The organism is Janthinobacterium sp. YR213 (genome assembly GCF_900099875.1).
Classification (GTDB): domain Bacteria; phylum Pseudomonadota; class Gammaproteobacteria; order Burkholderiales; family Burkholderiaceae_D; genus Janthinobacterium; species Janthinobacterium lividum.
Genome location: NZ_FNDA01000001.1, coordinates 400,579 through 418,994 on the forward strand (window position 1 = coordinate 400,579; position 18,416 = coordinate 418,994).

Genomic DNA, 18,416 nt, shown 5'->3' on the forward strand with positions numbered 1-18,416 from the left:
CGGGATTGTACCGGAGCGGGCGGAATCTGGCAGGAGGAAGGCGCAAATCCTTCCTGCCGCTGGGGGCTCCCGCGCAGTCCGCCTACTGTCCCTGCGGCGGCTGCCACAGCTCCACCTTGTTGCCCTCGGGATCGATGACCCAGCCGAACTGGCCATACTCGGAATCGGGCGCCTTTTCCAGCACGTTGCAGCCCTCGTCGCGCAGGGCTTGCAGCAATGCGTCGAGGTCGTCGACGCGGTAGTTGATCATGAAGGACGCCTTGCCGGGCGCGAATTGTTCGTTGTCATTGGCCGCGACGGACCAGATAGTGGTGCCGCCAGTGGGCTTGCCATCGGCGTCCGTCCAGGTGAAGGCGGCGCCGCCCCACGGCTGCACGTCCAGGCCCAGGTGGCGCTGGTACCAGGCGCGCAGCGCGGCCGGGTCTTGCGCGTGGAAAAAGATGCCGCCGATGCCAGTGACTCGTTTCATGCACGCCTCCGTTGCTGTCCAGTGCCTTGACTGTAACACCGGGGGCCAGGCGTGGCAAACGATGCGGCGAGCCTTCCGCCGGGCCAAGAAATATATAATTTACTTTAAATTTACTTCGCAAGCACTTGATTTTATTGGCAACTGGATGCGTAGTCGAGCAACATATCTTCCAAAAACAGCTTGGGCGACAAGGGGTGTTCGGCAATCGCCCGGCGCTCATTGGCAGCTTTGATCGCAGCCATCAACCGGCTCACGTTGATGCGTCCCGCCAGCGCTTCCAGTTCGCGCCGGTGGCGCGGGTAGTAGCGGATGGTGCCGGACAATTTGACGGAAAACACGTCGTACAGCCAGCGCTGGAGCGATGCCACGAGCGGCGCCAGCGGAGACTTCTGTAATTTGTCCGCCGCTTTCAGGGCCGCTTCCACGCCAGGGTTCGCCAAGACTTGCAGCAATTGTTCCGTTTCTTCGCGGCCGCCCGATTCGGACTGGGCCAGCGCTGCCAGCGGCGCGCCGCCCTGCTCGCGCAGCCAGCTGTCCGCATCGTTCAAGCCTTGTTGCTTGAGCCACGTCAAGGCCTGCTCGTGGCTGGGCATGGGCAAGGCAAATTTCCTGCAACGCGACAAGATGGTCGGCAGCAAACGGTCCAGGCTGTTCGAAGCCAGCAGGAACAGGGTGCCTGGCGGCGGCTCTTCCAGGGTTTTCAGCAAGGCGTTGGACGCGGGCGTGTTGAGCGCTTCGGCCGGGTACAGCACCACCACGCGCAAGCCCTGGCGGTGCGTGGAAATGTTCATGAAGTCGGCCAGGTTGCGGATCTGCTCGATCTTGATGTCTTTTGACGGCGTCTTGGTCTTGGCGCTTTTTTTGGCGCCTTCGCCCTCTTCGCCGTCGTCGGCCACGTCGTCTTCCAGCGCTTCCGGACGGACCCGGCGGTAATCGGGATGGTTGCCCTGGCTAAACCAGCCGCATGAGGCGCACGCGCCGCAGGCATGGCCGTCGGCGCGCACGTCTTCGCACAGCAATGCCTGCGCGAAATGCTCGATGAAGTCGGCCTTGCCGATGCCCTGCGCGCCATGGAACAAAATGGCGTGCGGCATGCGCGGGCGCAGGGCTTGCAATTGCTGCCAGGCGTCCTGTTGCCACGGATAGAGAGGACTGTTCATTTTATTCCTTATCAATCAGTGGCTTGCAATACTTTGCTCAAGCAATACATCAAGCAGTTTTGCCAGCTGTACTTGAATATCGGCAATGCTTTGCGTGGAATCGATGATGCGGAAGCGTTCCGGGAACTGGGCCGCGCGGCGCAGATACTCGTTGCGCGTGGCGGCAAAGAAATCGGCCTGCTCCTGCTCGAACTTGTCGAGCGCACGCGTGGCGTCCAGGCGGGCACGGGCCACGGCCAGCGGCACGTCGAACAGGAACGTCAGGTCCGGCTGCAAGTGCGGGTGCACCCACGCTTCCAGCGTTTCCATCTTGCGCAAGTCCATGCCCCGGCCCCCGCCCTGGTAGGCGAAGCTGGCGTCGCTGAAGCGGTCGGAAATGACCCACTCGCCCCGATCGAGGGCTGGCGCGATCACTTGCGCGATATGTTCGCGGCGGCTGGCGAACATCAGCAAGGCTTCCGTTTCCAGGTGCATCTTTTCATGCAGCAACAGTTCGCGCAGCTTTTCGCCCAGGCTGGTACCGCCCGGTTCGCGCGACGAAACGAGGCTGACGCCCCGCTGCTGCAGGTAGTCGGTGACAAAACCGATATGCGTCGACTTGCCCGCGCCATCGATGCCTTCGAAGGTGATGAAGCGGGGTTGATAGTGTGGTGTCATGAAGCTTCTAGTTTGAAATAATTAACGCTGGTATTGATTCACGGCGCGGTTATGGTCGGGCAAGTTGGCCGAGAACTGGCTGGTGCCGTCGCCGCGCGCCACGAAATACAGCGCTTGCGTGCGGGCCGGCGCCAGCGCCGCCGTCAGCGACTGCGCGCCAGCCAGGGCGATCGGCGTGGGCGGCAAGCCGCCGCGCGTGTAGGTATTGTACGGGGTGTCCGCTTCCAGGTCGCGTTTGCGGATCTTGCCCTGGTAGTTGTCGCCCATGCCATAGATCACAGTCGGGTCCGTCTGCAGCAGCATGCCCGTCTTGAGGCGGTTGACGAACACGCCGGCAATCATGGCGCGCTCGGACTTTTGCCCCGTTTCCTTTTCCACGATGGAAGCCATGATCAGCGCTTCGTACGGGTTTTTATATGGCAAGGCGGGATCGCGCTTGTCCCACGCTTCGGACAGGCGGCCGATCATGGCCGTGTGCGCCTGCCTGAAAATCTGCATTTCGCTGGCGCCCTTGGCGAACAGATACGTATCCGGGAAGAACAAGCCTTCCGGGTGCACATATTCCGGGCTGATTTTCGCCATCAGTTCCTTGTCGGACAGGCCTGCGGTATCGTGCTTGAGGCCGGGATGGTTGGCCATCGCCAGGCGCATCTGTTTGAAGGTCCAGCCTTCGATGATGGTCAGCGACTCTTGCGCGAATTCGCCGCGCGCCAGCTGCGTGATCAAACGCTGCGGCGTGGTGCCCGGTTTCAGTTCATAGGAACCGGCCTTGATCTTCGAGGTCTTGCCTTCGATGCGCGCCAGCATGTTGAACAGGATGGGCACGATGGGCACTCCCGCGTCCGCGATCTGCTGGCCGGCCGCATGCGCGCCGCTGCCCGGGCTGATCGTAAACGGAATCGCTTCTCCATCCGTGGTGATGGGCTGCTGCGCCCAGTACACAAAAGTACCGCCCACGCCGATGGCGGCGATGACTGAACTGACTACAAGTTTTTTAAAGAAAGCCATTGTTCCGATTCTTGTGATGCGGGCGCTGATGGCCAACGTCCGCTTGTTATGATCGTTCATTTGTGAAGCAAGTGCGCGCAAAGCGGCGCCAACACTGGCAATCTTGCCGTTGCCGACGCAATCTGCGCGACATCACTATAATGAACCCGTAATGATAATGCTTAATCGCTGATCTAATGGAAATTATGAATAACTGGAATCAATTTTTAACAGCCCAAGGCGCCCGCCCCGTTGCCATCGATGGCGCGCCTGACGGCACCGCCCCCATCACCGCCGTCCCTATCCATGATTTCGGCCAGTCCCTGACAGTGCCCCAGCTGCAAGAAGGTTTTGTCGCGGCCATCACGGACCAGGGCTTGATCGGCTTGAGCGGCGACGATGCGGCCAGTTTCGTGCACGGCCAGCTGACCAACGATGTGGAACACCTGAACCAGGAGCAAGTGCGCCTGGCCGGCTACTGCACGCCGAAAGGCCGGCTGCTGGCCAGTTTCCTGATGTGGCGCAACGCCACCACCATTTATCTGCAATTGCCGCGCGCCATACAGCCGGCCATCCAGAAGCGTCTGCAGATGTTCGTGCTGCGCGCCAAGGCCAAGCTGCACGATGCATCCCTTGATGCAGCCAATCAAGTCGTCCTGGGCCTGGGCGGCAAGCAAGCCAACGCGGCCCTGTCCGCCTGGTTCCCGGCCCTGCCCGCCACGCCGTTCAGCAAGGTCGAACACGCGTCCGGCACCCTGCTGCGCGTGGCCGACGCCTTCGGCAGCGCCCGCTATGAGTGGCTGACGTCGGCCGCCACGGCGCGCGACGCGTGGCCGGAGCTGGCGCAAACGCTCGCCAAGGGCGGGATTGACGCCTGGCGCTTGTCGGAGATCCACGCGGGCATCCCGCAGATCACGGCCGCCACGCAAGAGCAGTTCGTACCGCAAATGGTCAACTTCGAGCTGCTGGGCGGCGTCAATTTCAAGAAAGGCTGCTACCCGGGCCAGGAAATCGTCGCGCGCAGCCAGTACTTGGGCAAGCTCAAGCGCCGCACCACCCTCGTCAGCATTGCCGATCCCTCGGTAGTGGCCGGCGGCGAACTGTTTGCCGTCAGCGACCCCGAGCAACCTTGCGGCATGGTCGTCAACGCGGCACCCAACGGTGATGGCGGCATCGACGCCCTCGTTGAAATGAAGCTGGGGGCGATCGAAGAAGGTGCAAGCGCCGCCGGCGCCGTGCGCTACGGTTCGGCCCAGGGCGCTCACGTGCAGTTCCTGTCCATGCCTTACGTGCTAGACGCACTCGACTTGTGAGAATGCCATGAAAGATTTGTACATTTATTACCAGGTCAAGGAAGAGCACGCCCAGGCGCTGGAAGCCAGGGTCCGTGCCTTGCAGGCAAAACTGGCTGCCGCGTCCGGCGTGGCGCCGCAATTGAAGCGCCGCCCTGACGCCAAGGATGGCTTGCAGACGTGGATGGAAATCTACCCCGTCGTCGGCGAAGGTTTTACGGAGCTGCTGGCCAGCGCGTCCGACGAAGCGGGATTGCTGTCCTTGACGGCTGGCGCGCGCCATACGGAAGTGTTCATGGATTTGCCTCCATGTGCCTGATCGTTTTTGCCTGGAAAGTCAATCCGCACATCCCGCTGATTGCCGCCGCCAACCGCGACGAATTCTATGAACGCGCCAGCGCCCCCGCCGGCGCCTGGCCCGAGCACCCGCAAGTGTATGCGGGCCGCGACCTGCAGGCGGGCGGCAGCTGGATGGGCATCACCCAGGCCGGCAGCGGCAGCTCGCGCTTTGCCGCCATCACGAATATCCGCAGCCCGCAAGACCGCAACCCGGACGCCCCCTCGCGCGGCGCCCTGGTAGCCGACTATCTGGCCGGCAATATGTCGCCACAGGATTACATCGCGCAAATCCGCCCCGGCTGCACAGCCTACAACGGCTTTAACCTGGTGCTGGGCGATGCGGACACCCTGATCTGGTTTTCCAACCGGGGCGATGGCGATGCGCGCAATGGCCAGCCATTGGAGCCGGGCATCTACGGCCTGTCGAACGCCCTGCTGGACGCGCCGTGGCCGAAGGTCTTGAAGACCAAGGCCCAGTTCGCCAGCCTGCTGTGCCAGGGTGCGCCCGACGAGGCGTATTTCGACATGCTGGCCGACACCACGCGCGCGCCCGATTTCCGCTTGCCGGACACAGGCGTGCCGCTCGACCTCGAGCGCGTGCTGTCCGCCGTCTGCATCGAAACGCCGGGTTACGGCACGCGCACGTCCACCGTCGTGAAACTGTTCCCGGATTCTCCCGGCGAACTGCATGAGCTGGTGATCCAGTAGGTCGGGTTAGCGCGCAAGCGCGTAACCCGACAACACCAGCGCCCTCAAGCGGCCTCACCGCCGTCCCCGATGTCCGATTACGCGCGCCTCCGGCGCGCTAATCCGACCTGCGCAAGCTTCCCCTGTCCTCATCGGCACCCCACCCGCCATCCATCCGCAGAAAAAAGAAAGCGCTTGCGCAAGCGCTTTCTTTTGTTTACGATAGCTTCAATCGCGGCGACACAGCCGCACCCAATCGCAGTACGCAATAATAAAAAAACCTCAGGAGACACCATGGCCACCATGGAAGATGTAGCGCGGGCGGCGGACGTATCGCTGTCGACCGTCTCTCACGTAGTCAACGGCACCCGCAAGGTCAGCCCGAAAACCGTCGCCGCCGTCAACGCGGCCATGCAGCAGATCGGCTATGTGCCGAACATGCTGGCGCGCGCGCTGGCCGGCTCCTCGTCGGGCACCATCGGCGTGGCCATTTCCGCCTTCACCAATCATTATTTCAGCGAAACCGTGCGCGCCATCGAGGCTGCCTGCACGCGGCACGGCTTGATGATGCTGTTTTCCGATACGCATGACGACCCCGAGCAAGAGTTGAAAGTGGTGCAGAACTTGCACCAGCGCCGGGTCGACGGCATCGTGCTGGCGCCATCCGGCGATCCGCACAACCGCGCCCTCGACTATTTGACCAGCAACAAGATCGCTTCCGTGCTGGTCGACCGCATGTCGCCACAACCGTTCGACCAGGTGGGTGTGGAAAACATCGAAGCGACGGCTCAGCTCGTTAGCCACCTGATCGCGGCCCATGGCCACCGCCGCATCGGTTTCATCGCCGGCGCGCCCGGCCTGTCCACGACGGACGAGCGTATCGAAGGCTACCGGCTGGCCTTGCAGCGCGCCAATATTGCCTTCGATGGGGCACTGCTGCGTTCGGGCGACTCCAACCTGGAACGCAGCGGCGCAGCCACGCGCGAATTGCTGGCCCTGCCCGCCGCACAGCGTCCCACGGCCATCGTTGCCGGCAATAACCTGATGACCATCGGCACCATGCATGCCTTGCGCGATGCGCACATTGCGGTACCGCAAGACGTTGCGCTGGCCGGCTTCGATGATTTCGACTGGGCCGATTACTTCAGCCCCCGCCTCACCGTGATGGCGCAGCCGCTCGAAGAGCTGGGCGCCATGGCCGTCGACCTCCTGATCGACCGTATCGCCAATCCGGGCATCGCCCAGCACGTGCAGCGTTTATCGCCAACCTTGCGCGTACGCAATTCCTGCGGCTGCCCCTGACCTTTACATATAGACACACCATGCATCCAGCGATTTCCCTCGGTATCGACCTCGGTACCTCCGAACTGAAAACCGTGCTGATGGACAGCACTGGCGCCGTGCGCGGCCAGGCGTCCGTGCGCATCGACACCAGCCGCCCGCAAGCAGGCTGGTCCGAACAGGCGCCGCAGGACTGGTGGGCCGCCTGCGTCAACGCGCTGGGCCAGTTGCGCGCGGGCTGGCCGCAGGACTATGCCCGCATCGCCTGCATCGGCCTGTCGGGCCAGATGCATGGCGCCGTGCTGCTCGACGCCAACGATACCGTGATCCGTCCCGCCATCCTGTGGAACGATGCGCGCGCCGAGGCCGAAGCGGCTAGCCTGGCGCGCGACTATCCCGCATATGCGGACGTGACGGGCAGCCTGCCCATGGCGGGCCTGACGGCGCCAAAACTGCTGTGGCTGCAAAAGCATGAGCCGTCCGCCTTTGCCGCCATCGCCTGTTTGCTGTCGCCGAAAGACTATTTGCGCCTGCGGTTGACGGGCATCAAGCTGACGGATATGTCGGACGCGGCCGGCACCCTGTGGTTGGACGAGGCCAACCGTGCCTGGTTCGCGCCCATGCTGGCCGCCTGCGGCTTGCACCCAGAACAGATGCCGGCGCTGGCCGAAGGCGACGCTGCCACGGGCACCGTGCTGGCGTCCATCGCCGACCAGTTGGGCTTGCCAGCGGATGTGGTGGTGGCGGGCGGCGGCGGCGACAATCCCGTCTCGGCCGTGGGCATCGGCGCCGTCAATGGCGGCGACAGCTTTATCTCGCTGGGCACCAGCGCCGCCATCGTCAGCGTGACCGAAGCGCCCCTGGGCAATCCGGCCGGCGGCGTGCACAGCTTTTGCCACGCCCTGCCCGGCCGCTGGTATGCGATGGGCGCGATCCTGTCGGGCGCCAGCTGTCTGCGCTGGGCAACTGGCGTGCTGGGCCAGCCCGACGAGGCAGCCCTGCTGGCGCTGGTGGAAGCGGGCTTGCCGCTCGACGCGCCCATCGCGCCCTCGGCGCCCCTGTTCCTGCCGTATCTGTCGGGCGAGCGCACGCCGCATAACGACCCGCAAGTGCGCGGCGCCTTTTTGCAACTGGGCCACGACAGTACGCCAGCGCAGCTCGGCTACGCCGTGCTCGAAGGCGTGGCCTTTGCCTTGCGCGACGCCATGGCCGCCGTCACGTCGACGGGCGCCGTCGTTCCCCACTGCATGCTGGTGGGCGGCGGCGCGCGCAGCCAGTACTGGGCGCAACTGCTGGCCAATGTGCTGGGACGCGAAATGCGCACCCTGCACAACAGCGAACTGTCGGCCAGCCTGGGCGCTGCCAAGCTGGGCTTTGCCGCCATCGGCGACACCAGCCTGCTGACGCAGGGCTTGCCCATCAAAAACATTTTCCTGCCCGATGCCGCGCACAGCGCAGCCTTGAGCATCCGTTACGGTCGCTACCGTAGCCTGTTTCCCGCCGTGCAAGCCTTGCACCAACTCAGTGATAAGGAATAGTAATGAATCAGCTGCAACAATTGAAACAACACAGCACCGTCGTCGCCGACACGGGCGACTTTTTGCAACTGGCGCGCTTCGCGCCGCAAGACGCCACCACCAATCCGTCGCTGATTTTAAAGGCCGTGCTGCAGCCCGATTACGCGCCCTTGCTGGAAAGCACGGTCGCCGCGCATCAATCCGCTGCGCTGGACGATATCGTCGACCAGGTGCTGGTGCGCTTCGGCCTGGAAATTTTAAAGGTCGTGCCGGGCCGCGTATCGACGGAAGTCGATGCCCGCCTGAGCTTTGACCGCGACGCCACCGTCGCCCGCGGGCGCCGCCTGATCGCCCTGTACGAGCAAGCCGGCATCAGCCGCGAGCGCGTGCTGATCAAGGTTGCCGCCACCTGGGAAGGCATCCAGGCAGCGCGCGAGCTGGAAAAGGACGGCATCTTTTGCAACCTGACCCTGCTGTTCGCGTTTTGCCAGGCCGTCGCCTGCGCCGACGCGAAAGTGCGCCTGATTTCGCCGTTTGTGGGCCGCATCTACGACTGGCATAAAAAATCGCTGGGCGCGGCATGGGACGAAGCGGCGCGCAGCCTGTCCAATGATCCAGGAGTACAGTCGGTCACGCGCATCTTCAATTACTACAAACAACATGGCATCGCCACGCAAGTGATGGGCGCCAGCTTCCGTAATGTGGGGCAGATCACGGCCCTGTCCGGCTGCGACTTGCTGACCATCAGCCCGGATCTGCTGGCCAAGCTGGAAGCGGCAGATGCGCCATTCGAACGCGCTCTGGGCGGCGACCTGGGCGCGGCACAACCGGCCGTCACGTATGACGAAGCGGCTTTCCGCTACGCCTTGAACGACGACGCGATGGCGACCGAAAAGCTGGCCGAAGGCATCCGCGGCTTTGCCGTCGATGCGGGCAAGCTGGACGCCATGATCGAGAAATTACGCAATCAATAAGTTTGCACCCCGTTTTTACCCGTAGCACCGTTTGTTTTTACAATAAAAACCCTTGGAGATCCTCATGAAAAAAGTCATTACCGCCTCCCTGCTGCTGTCCGCCGCCTGCGGCGCTTTCGCTGCTGACAAACCGCTGAAATCGATCGGCGTGAGCGTGGGCGACCTGGCCAACCCATTTTTTGTCGCCATTGGCCGCGGCGCGGAAGAAAGCGCGAAAAAGCTGGGCGGCCCTGGCGTGAAAGTCACCACGGTATCAAGCAAGTATGACCTGAACACCCAGGTGGACCAGATCGAGAACTTCATCGCCAATAAAACCGACATCATCATCCTGAACGCCGTCGATTCCAAGGGCATCGCGCCAGCCATCAAGAAAGCGCGCAATGCGGGCGTGGTCGTGATCGCTGTCGACGTGGGCGCCGTGGGCGCCTCGGCCACCGTGATGTCCGATAACACCATGGCCGGCGACGTGTCGTGCGCCTACCTAGCCAAGCAGATCGGCGGCAAGGGCAATGTGGTGATCCTGAACGGCCCGCCGGTCACGTCCGTGATCGACCGCGTCAACGGTTGCAAGAAAACCCTGGCCGCGTTCAAGGATATCAAGATCCTGTCCGACAACCAGAACGCCGGCGGCAGCCGCGACGGCGGCATGACCGTGATGTCGAACCTGCTGACGGCCCATCCGAAGATCGACGGCGTGTTCGCCATCAACGATCCGACCGGCATCGGCGCCGAACTGGCGATCAAGCAATCGAAGCGCACGGACGTGAAACTGATCACGGCAGTCGATGGCGCGCCCGATGGCCAGAACGCCCTGAAAAACAAGGCCGGCCTGTTTGCCGCCACCTCGGCGCAAAACCCGTACCGCATGGCCACCGACGCCGTGCAGATGGGCTACGACATCATGAACGGCCGCACGCCGAAACAGACCATGGTGCTGTTGCCGACCCCGGCCATCACCAAGGAAAACGTCGCCACCTACACGGGCTGGGTAAAGAACTGATCTGCCTGACCTGAACCACGTGGCGCCGCCAGCCAGTTGGCAGGCGGCGCCAGTTTCACCAGCAAGGAAGGACAGTCATGAGCGACGATATTATTTTTGAAATGCGCGGCATCGAGAAGCGCTTTGGCGCCACGCGCGCGCTGCGCGGCGTGCACCTGACGGTGCGCAGCGGCGAAATCCATGCCGTGATGGGCGAGAACGGCGCCGGCAAGAGCACCCTGATGAAGATTTTATCCGGCGTGTACACGCCGGACGCGGGCGAGATCATCCTCGACGGCAAGCCGATTCGTATCCGCAACCCGGGCGAGGCACGCGCGCTGGGCATCAACCTGATCTACCAGGAATTGAGCGTAGCCAGGAACATGACGGTGGCGCAGAACGTCTTCATGGGCAGCGAGCCACAAGGACCGTTCTGGACCGTCAAGGGCGGCGAAATGCGCGCGCGCACGAATGCCATCCTGGCCGACCTCGGTTCCCGTTTCGACGCCGACACCATGGTCTCGACCCTGTCGATCGCCGAGCAGCAGCAGGTGGAAATCGCCCGCGCCCTCGTGCACGAAAGCCGCATCCTGATCATGGACGAGCCCACTGCCGCCCTGTCCGACCGGGAAACCGAACAATTGTTCCGCATCATCGAAGAACAGCGCGACAAGGGCCTGGCCGTGCTCTACATCAGCCACCGCATGGCCGAGGTGGAACGCCTGGCGCGCCGCATCACCGTGCTGCGCGACGGCGCCTATGTGGGCGAACTGGGCAAGGATGAGCTGGATCAAAAGAAAGTCGTGCAAATGATGGTGGGCCGCCCCGCCGACGACTTTTATGCGCACCAGCGGCGCACCACGCGGGGCGCCGAGCGCCTGCGCGTGGAAAACGTGGGCGGCGGCAAGGTCAAGCCCGCCTCGTTCGCGCTGCATGCGGGCGAGGTGACGGGACTTGCCGGCCTGGTCGGCGCAGGCCGCACGGAACTGGCGCGCCTGATCTTTGGCGCCGACAAGAAGCAATCGGGGCAAGTATGGCTCGACGGCCAGGAAGTGCACATCCACCGGCCGCTGGCGGCCATCCGCCACGGCATCGGCTACCTGCCGGAAGACCGCAAGAGCCTGGGCCTGTTCATGCAATTGTCGGCCATGGAAAACATGTCGATGAACATCCTCTCCAAGCACTCCACGGCGGGCGTCGTCAACCGTGGCGCCCTGACCCAGCTGACGCGCGAGGCAATTGCCAACCTCAACGTGAAAGTGTCGGGACCGGAAGGCATCGTCGGCGGACTCTCCGGCGGCAACCAGCAAAAAGTCTTGCTGGCGCGCTGGCTGGCCATCGCGCCCAAGGTCCTCATCCTCGACGAACCGACGCGCGGCGTGGACGTGGGCGCGAAGAGCGAAATCTACAAGATCATCCACCAGCTGGCCGATGCGGGCACGGCCGTGCTGTGCATTTCCAGCGAACTGGCCGAACTGGTCGGCATCTGCGACCGCGTGATGGTGATGTGCGAAGGACGCCTGACGGGCGAAGTGACGGGCGACGACATTACGCAGGAAAACATCCTTGCCTATGCCACGCAGCTGGAAGCGGCATAAAAACACCTGTCAAAACCTACTGCGCGTCGCGGGTTGCGGTTTCCGATGCTCACTGTGCATCCGCACAGTTCCGCGTCTCAACCACAACCCACATCCGCTCGCTACGGTTTTGTCAGGCGTTTTAAGAATACGTCTTAAATAATCATTCAGGAGACTCATGATGACAACTAGCACCACCCGCGGCGCCGCGCGCGCCGGCGAACCCTTCAATGCCTCGAACCTGATGCGCCGCCTGGGCATGCTGCCCGTGCTGGTGGTGCTCTACCTGGCCATGTATGGCCTGACCGTGTACTTCTCGGCCGATGGCACGTCGACGTTCATGACCAGCAATAACACCATGAACATCTTCCGCCAGGTGTCGATCAATATCGTGCTGGCGTCGGGCATGACCTTCGTCATTCTGACGAGCGGCATCGATTTGTCCGTCGGCTCCGTGCTGGCCGTCTCGGCCGTGGCAGGCATGCTGATGTCGCTGTCGGCCCAGTTCGCCGGTTTCTCGATTCCCGCCTTCCTCATCGTCGGTCTGCTGCTGGGCGCACTGAACGGCGTGCTGGTGGCCCTCGTCGGCCTGAACCCGTTCGTGGTGACTTTGGGCACCATGACGGCCCTGCGCGGCGCGGCCTACCTGTTCGCCGACGGCACCAGCGTGCTGAACACGGAAATCCCCAGCTTCGAATGGATGGGTAACGGCAGCTTCCTGGCCGTGCCCTGGCTGATCTGGCTGGCGGCGGCCGTCGTCGTGCTGACCTGGTTCATCCTGCGCAAGACCACCCTGGGCCTGCATATCTACGCTGTCGGCGGCAATATCCAGGCGGCACGCTTGACGGGCATCAAGGTCGGCCTCGTGCTGATGTTTGTCTACACGATCAGCGGCCTGTTCGCGGGCCTGGGCGGCGCCATGTCGGCCAGCCGTCTGTATGCGGCCAACGGCAACTGGGGCACGGGATATGAGCTGGACGCCATCGCGGCCGTCGTTCTGGGCGGCACCAGCCTGATGGGCGGCGTGGGCTCCGTCTGGGGCACCGTCATCGGCGCCCTGATCATCGGCGTGATGAACAATGGTTTGACGATTCTGGGCCTGTCGTCGTTCTGGCAGTATGTGGCGAAAGGTGTCGTGATCGTGCTGGCCGTGATTCTGGATAAATGGCGCCAGAGCCACGCGCAGAACTGATTGTGCTGGTGGTGTCGGGTTACGCGCTGCGCGCTAACCCGACACCACCGTTGACGTCGTAGGTCGGATTAGCGCTACGCGCGTAATCCGACAGCACCCTAGAACACCAGCCGCATCTCCACATGCGCAATCCCCGCCTCTTCAAACACTTCCCCCTGCTGCACGAAACCGTGGCGCGCATAGAATGGTGCGGCCACGGTCTGCGCATTGAGCACCACCGCCGCATCGCCCCGTTCGCGGGCTTTGTCCATCAGCAAGGTCAGAATGGCCCCGCCCACGCCCGTGCCGCGGCCCGGCTGGCGCACGGCCATGCGGCCGATGTGGCCGTCTGGCAATAAACGTCCCGTGCCGATGGCGTTGCCGGCGCCATCGTAGGCAACGGCGTGCAGGCAGACGGCATCCATGTCGTCGAGTTCGATCTCGGCCGGCACTTTCTGTTCATCGACAAAGACTTCAAAACGGATGGCGGTGGCGTCAGGGCCCAGGGTGGCCCAGTCGCCGAGGCGGATGGTGTGCTTGGTCATGGGTATGCGCTAGTAAGAGACGGGCCGCAATTGTCGCACGGCCCGCCTTGCGGAAGGAAGGTCAGGCCAGTTTCACCAATTGCTTGCCGAAGTTGCGCCCTTTTAAGAGGCCGATGAACGCTTGCGGCGCGCTGGCCAGGCCATCGGCCACGGATTCGCGGAATTTCAGCTTGCCCGTCGCCACCAATGTTCCCAGTTCCGCCAATCCTTGCGGCCAGAATTCCGGCTGTTCCGACACGATGAAGCCGCGTACGGTGAGGCGGTTGGTGAGGATCAGGCGCGCATTGTCGAGCGGCGTCGGCTCGCCGTTGTAGCCGGCGATCCAGCCGCACACGGCCACGCGGCCAAACGCGTTGGTGCGCGCCAGGGCTGCATCGAAGATGGCGCCGCCCACGTTTTCAAAGATGGCGTCGATGCCGTCCGGCGTGGCCGCCGCCAGGTCAGCCTCCAGATTGCCCGCCTTGTAGTCGACGCAGGCATCGAATCCCAGTTCATTCACCACATACGCGCACTTGTCGGCGCCGCCGGCGATGCCGACCACGCGGCAGCCTTTCAATTTCGCCAGTTGCCCCACGACGCTGCCCACGGCGCCGCTGGCGGCCGACACGACCACCGTTTCGCCCGCTTTCGGCGCCATGATCTGGTTCAAGCCATACCAGGCGGTCATGCCCGGCATGCCGACGGACCCCAGGTAGGCCGAGGCGGGAATATGCGTGGTGTCGACCTTGCGCAGCATGGTGCCGTCCGACACGGCCACTTCCGTCCAGCCCAAAGTCCCCACGACGGTGTCGCCCGCGGCAAACTTCGGATGCTTCGATTCCAGCACCACGCCCACCGTGCCGCCGATCATGGTTTCATCGAGCGCCTGCGGCGCCGCATAGCTTTTATTGGCGCTCATGCGCCCGCGCATGTAAGGATCGAGCGACAGATACTGGTTACGCACCAGCAACTGGCCATCCGCGATGGCGGGAATCTCTTTGGTTTCCAAACGGAAATGTGCCGGCTGCACTTCCTCATTGGAAGCGGGGCGCGAGGCGAGGACGATGCGTTGGTAGGTGGTCATGAATGCTCCTGTCATTTGTCAAATGAACCCCAGAGGCAAAGTCCGGGGTCAGACCCTCAGGGTCTGACCCCAGCCCTTCGCTTTGGGGTTAACGGGTTTTCACACTTCGTAATCCATACATTGCCGTGCTTCCCGCACGGCCCCAAAGAATGGCTTGATCTTCACGTGCTCGGGATGGTTCTGGTAAGCGTCGAGCGCTTCGCGGCTGGCGAACTCGCTGTACAGGACGATGTCGTAGGTGGCTTCCAGGCCCGGCTGGGCCACGGCTGCTTCGAATTTCAGGATGCCGGGCACCAGGTCCGAACAGGAATCGAGCAGGGCTTTCAGTTTCAAGGCGTTCGTGGCGCGGTCGGCGCCTTCGGCGTGGTCTAACAGTTTCCAGAAAACGATATGCTTGATCATGGTGGCAGGCCGGTTGTTTATTAATGAAGCATTACTGTACCCGCTATCGGCGCGCCTTGCAGGAAACGGGCGCGCAATGCAAACGGGCGGCCTTGTAAGCCGCCCGCAGACTGGATAAAACCTACCTTACAGCACTTCGAACAGGCCGGCCGCGCCCTGCCCGCCGCCGATGCACATGGTCACCACCACGTATTTGACGCCACGGCGCTTGCCTTCGATCAGGGCATGGCCCGTCAGGCGGGCGCCCGACACGCCATACGGGTGGCCGACGGCAATGGCGCCGCCGTTGACGTTCAGGCGGTCCATGGGGATGCCCAGGGTATCGGCGCAATACAGCACTTGCACGGCGAACGCTTCGTTGAGTTCCCACAGGCCGATGTCGGCGACAGTCAAGCCCGCCTTTTTCAGCAGTTTCGGGATGGCAAACACGGGGCCGATGCCCATTTCATCGGGTTCGCAGCCGGCCACGGCAAAGCCGCGGAAGATGCCCAGCGGCTGCAAGCCTTTCGCTTCGGCCACTTTCGCATTCATGACGATGGCCATCGCCGCGCCATCGGAAAACTGGCTGGCGTTGCCGGCGCTGATGACGCCGCCCGGGATGGCCGGACGGATCTTCGCCACGCCGTCGTAGGTCGTGTCGGCACGAATGCCTTCATCGGCGGAGATCGTCACTTCGCGCGACAGCAGCATGCCGCTGGCCTTGTCGGCCACGCCCATGATGGTGGTCATCGGCACGATTTCCGCGTCGAACAGGCCGGCCGCCTGGGCCGCGGCGGCGCGCTGCTGGCTTTGCGCGCCATACCCATCCTGGCGTTCGCGCGAGATCTGGTAGCGCTTGGCCACGGTTTCGGCCGTCTGCAGCATGGGCCAGTACACTTCCGGCTTGTGCTGCTGCAGCCAGACGTCGCGGTACATATGCGTATTCATTTCATTTTGCACGCAGGAAATCGATTCCACGCCGCCGGCCGCATAGATATCGCCTTCGCCGGCGATGATGCGCTGCGCGGCCAGGGCGATCGCCTGCAAGCCCGACGAGCAGAAACGGTTGACGGTCATGCCGGCCGTGGTGACGGGGCAGCCGCCGCGCAAGGCCACCTGGCGCGCGATGTTGCCGCCCGTGGCGCCTTCCGGGAAGGCGCAGCCGACCAGCACGTCTTCCACTTCCTCCGCCTCGATGCGCGCGCGCTCGACGGCGGCCGCCAGCACGTGGCCGCCCAGGGTGGCGCCATGCGTCATGTTGAACGCGCCCTTCCAGGACTTGGCCAGGCCCGTGCGGGCGGTCGATACGATGACGGCTTCATTCATGCTGTGTCTCCTTGTGGGGAATATTATGGGGTGGAATATCTGCGGAATCAGAATAGCACATTTAAGTACGATCGTTCGCAAAGTTCTGGTGCGCATCAATTTGTAAGCTTGGCGTAAGTTTCAAGCAAGCATGACGTAAGGTTCGGAGAACACACTCGCCTCCAGCTGTTGCAAGAATGGTCAAAAAGACCGCGGCACCAGTTCACTAGAAAACATAGGGAGACAAACCATGGCATCACCATCCGGCTCGGCCGACGTACGGAAATTTTCCACCAAAGGCACTCCGATCACGCCCGAGGAACGCAAGGTCATCTTTGCATCATCCTTGGGCACCGTCTTTGAATGGTACGATTTTTACCTGTACGGTTCGCTCGCTTCCATCATCGCCAAGCAATTCTTCATCGGCGACCCTACCACCACCTTCATCTTCGCGCTGCTGGCCTTTGCCGCCGGCTTCATCGTGCGTCCGTTCGGCGCGCTGGTCTTCGGCCGCCTGGGCGACATGATCGGTCGCAAGTACACCTTCCTGATCACCATCCTGATCATGGGCGGCTCCACCTTCATCGTCGGCTTGCTGCCGGGCCACGCTTCCATCGGCATCGCGGCACCGATCATCCTCGTCTTCCTGCGCATCCTGCAAGGCCTGGCGCTGGGCGGCGAGTACGGCGGCGCAGCCACCTATGTGGCCGAGCACGCGCCTGAAGGCAAGCGCGGCGCGTTCACGGCGTGGATACAAACGACGGCAACCCTGGGCTTCTTCCTGTCGCTGATGGTCATCCTGGGTACCCGCCTGGCGACCGGCGAGAAGGATTTCGAGGCATGGGGCTGGCGCATTCCCTTCCTGGTCTCCGTCATCCTGCTGGGTATTTCTGTGTGGATCCGCCTGGCCATGAATGAATCGCCGGCGTTTGCCAAGATGAAGGCCGAGGGCAAGACCTCGAAAGCCCCGCTGACGGAAGCGTTCGGCAAGTGGAAAAACCTGAAGATCGTCATCCTGGCCCTGATCGGCCTGACGGCCGGCCAGGCTGTCGTGTGGTACACGGGCCAGTTCTACGCCCTGTTCTTCATGATCCAGACCCTGAAAGTGGACCTGGCAACGGCCAACGTGCTCGTCGCCATCGCCCTGCTGCTGGCCACGCCATTCTTCCTGTTCTTCGGCAGCCTGTCCGACCGCATCGGCCGCAAGTACATCATCCTCGGCGGCTGCCTGATCGCCGCTGCGACCTATTTCCCGATCTTCAACGGCCTGACCCACTTCGCCAATCCGCAGCTGGAAGCGGCACTGAAGAACTCGCCAGTGGTGGTGGTCGCCGATCCTGCTTCCTGCCACTTCCAGTTCAACATGACGGGCACGAAGAAATTCCCATCGTCGTGCGACATCGCCACGGGCTTCCTGTCTAACAGCTCGGTGAACTACACGAAGGAAGACGCACCGGCGGGCAGCATCGCCAAGGTACGCATCGGCACGAAGGAATTCACGTCGTTTAACGCCGTCATGACGGCCGATGGCTTGAACTTCGATGCGGAAAGCAAGGCCCACGAAGCGGCGCTGAAGAAAGAACTGGGCGCCGGCATCAAGGAAGCGGGCTACCCTGCGAAAGCCGATCCGGACCAGATCAACAAGCCGATGGTCGTCTTGCTGCTGTTCATCCTGGTGCTGTACGTGACCATGGTGTATGGCCCGATCGCCGCCATGCTGGTGGAAATGTTCCCGACCCGTATCCGCTACACCTCGATGTCCCTGCCCTACCATATCGGTAACGGCTGGTTCGGCGGCTTGCTGCCGACCACGGCCTTCGCGCTGGTGGCCTTCAAGGGCGATATCTATTACGGCCTGTGGTATCCGATCGTCGTCGCCCTGGCGACTGTCGTGATCGGCACCCTGTTCGTCAAGGAAACCAAGGACAACAATATCTACGCCGACGACTGATCTGATGCAGGCCCCGGTCGCAAGGCCGGGGTTCGCAAAGCAAAACGCCGCTGACTCGTCAGCGGCGTTTTTTTATGCGGC

The 18,416-nt window shown here is 62.9% G+C and carries 18 protein-coding genes; 10 read left to right on the plus strand and 8 right to left on the minus strand.

The genetic code is table 11. The features are described 5' to 3' along the window. Positions 1-82: 82 nt before the first annotated feature. From BLT98_RS01790 to mltG, 4 genes are all read right to left on the minus strand, one after another. Positions 83-469: a VOC family protein gene (locus tag BLT98_RS01790; RefSeq protein ID WP_092604977.1), complete on the minus strand. Its 387-nt coding sequence runs from the start codon at positions 467-469 to the stop codon at positions 83-85. 131 nt (positions 470-600) lie between these two features. Beyond that, positions 601-1,629, minus strand: coding sequence for a DNA polymerase III subunit delta' (locus tag BLT98_RS01795; RefSeq protein ID WP_034784596.1), 1,029 nt, complete (start codon positions 1,627-1,629; stop codon positions 601-603). 15 nt (positions 1,630-1,644) lie between these two features. Further along, on the minus strand, positions 1,645-2,286 hold the full coding sequence (gene tmk, locus BLT98_RS01800; protein WP_092604978.1) for a dTMP kinase: 642 nt from the start codon (positions 2,284-2,286) through the stop codon (positions 1,645-1,647). A 21-nt stretch (positions 2,287-2,307) separates the two neighbouring features. Next, positions 2,308-3,294 (minus strand): endolytic transglycosylase MltG, encoded by a 987-nt coding sequence (gene mltG, locus BLT98_RS01805; RefSeq protein ID WP_034784598.1) that lies wholly within the window; start codon positions 3,292-3,294, stop codon positions 2,308-2,310. Positions 3,295-3,470: 176 nt separating this feature from the next. Here mltG and BLT98_RS01810 point away from each other — a divergent pair, with 176 nt between their 5' ends. The 9 genes from BLT98_RS01810 to BLT98_RS01850 all read left to right on the plus strand — a co-directional run bounded on the left by BLT98_RS01810 (position 3,471) and on the right by BLT98_RS01850 (position 13,111). Next, on the plus strand, positions 3,471-4,586 hold the full coding sequence (locus tag BLT98_RS01810; protein ID WP_092604979.1) for a CAF17-like 4Fe-4S cluster assembly/insertion protein YgfZ: 1,116 nt from the start codon (positions 3,471-3,473) through the stop codon (positions 4,584-4,586). A 7-nt stretch (positions 4,587-4,593) separates the two neighbouring features. Then, entirely contained in the window at positions 4,594-4,884 is a 291-nt protein-coding gene (locus BLT98_RS01815) for a DUF4936 family protein (protein ID WP_034784600.1), read from the plus strand. Next, positions 4,875-5,612, plus strand: coding sequence for an NRDE family protein (locus tag BLT98_RS01820; RefSeq protein ID WP_034784601.1), 738 nt, complete (start codon positions 4,875-4,877; stop codon positions 5,610-5,612). Before BLT98_RS01815 ends, BLT98_RS01820 begins: the two co-directional genes overlap by 10 nt. Before the next feature lie 273 nt (positions 5,613-5,885). Then, positions 5,886-6,893, plus strand: a complete 1,008-nt coding sequence (locus tag BLT98_RS01825) for a LacI family DNA-binding transcriptional regulator (protein WP_070279662.1) — start codon at positions 5,886-5,888, stop codon at positions 6,891-6,893. 32 nt (positions 6,894-6,925) lie between these two features. Continuing rightward, positions 6,926-8,410, plus strand: a complete 1,485-nt coding sequence (xylB, locus tag BLT98_RS01830; RefSeq protein ID WP_211614860.1) for a xylulokinase — start codon at positions 6,926-6,928, stop codon at positions 8,408-8,410. A gap of 2 nt (positions 8,411-8,412) precedes the next feature. Then, positions 8,413-9,363, plus strand: a complete 951-nt coding sequence (gene tal / locus BLT98_RS01835) for a transaldolase (protein ID WP_092604981.1) — start codon at positions 8,413-8,415, stop codon at positions 9,361-9,363. 64 nt (positions 9,364-9,427) lie between these two features. Continuing rightward, positions 9,428-10,363, plus strand: a complete 936-nt coding sequence (locus tag BLT98_RS01840; protein ID WP_077404737.1) for an ABC transporter substrate-binding protein — start codon at positions 9,428-9,430, stop codon at positions 10,361-10,363. 77 nt (positions 10,364-10,440) lie between these two features. Then, positions 10,441-11,940 (plus strand): sugar ABC transporter ATP-binding protein, encoded by a 1,500-nt coding sequence (locus tag BLT98_RS01845; RefSeq protein WP_034784605.1) that lies wholly within the window; start codon positions 10,441-10,443, stop codon positions 11,938-11,940. 160 nt (positions 11,941-12,100) lie between these two features. Then, the gene (locus BLT98_RS01850; RefSeq protein ID WP_070279901.1) at positions 12,101-13,111 is read left to right on the plus strand and encodes an ABC transporter permease subunit; all 1,011 of its coding nucleotides are present in this window, start codon (positions 12,101-12,103) and stop codon (positions 13,109-13,111) included. Positions 13,112-13,209: 98 nt separating this feature from the next. Here BLT98_RS01850 and BLT98_RS01855 read toward each other — a convergent pair whose 3' ends face one another. The 4 genes from BLT98_RS01855 to BLT98_RS01870 form a co-directional block, all read right to left on the minus strand. Beyond that, complete coding sequence (locus BLT98_RS01855) at positions 13,210-13,635, minus strand: GNAT family N-acetyltransferase (protein ID WP_092604982.1); 426 nt, start codon at positions 13,633-13,635, stop codon at positions 13,210-13,212. A 61-nt stretch (positions 13,636-13,696) separates the two neighbouring features. Then, positions 13,697-14,698, minus strand: a complete 1,002-nt coding sequence (locus BLT98_RS01860; protein WP_070279672.1) for an NADP-dependent oxidoreductase — start codon at positions 14,696-14,698, stop codon at positions 13,697-13,699. Between the two features lie 99 nt (positions 14,699-14,797). Next, complete coding sequence (locus tag BLT98_RS01865; RefSeq protein WP_058048132.1) at positions 14,798-15,100, minus strand: Dabb family protein; 303 nt, start codon at positions 15,098-15,100, stop codon at positions 14,798-14,800. A 126-nt stretch (positions 15,101-15,226) separates the two neighbouring features. Next, a complete protein-coding gene (locus tag BLT98_RS01870) occupies positions 15,227-16,405 on the minus strand; it encodes an acetyl-CoA C-acyltransferase (protein ID WP_092604983.1) in 1,179 nt (392 codons plus the stop codon). Positions 16,406-16,634: 229 nt separating this feature from the next. Between BLT98_RS01870 and BLT98_RS01875 the strand changes: the two genes are divergently transcribed. Further along, on the plus strand, positions 16,635-18,335 hold the full coding sequence (locus BLT98_RS01875; protein ID WP_034784609.1) for an MFS transporter: 1,701 nt from the start codon (positions 16,635-16,637) through the stop codon (positions 18,333-18,335). Positions 18,336-18,416 lie beyond the last annotated feature (81 nt).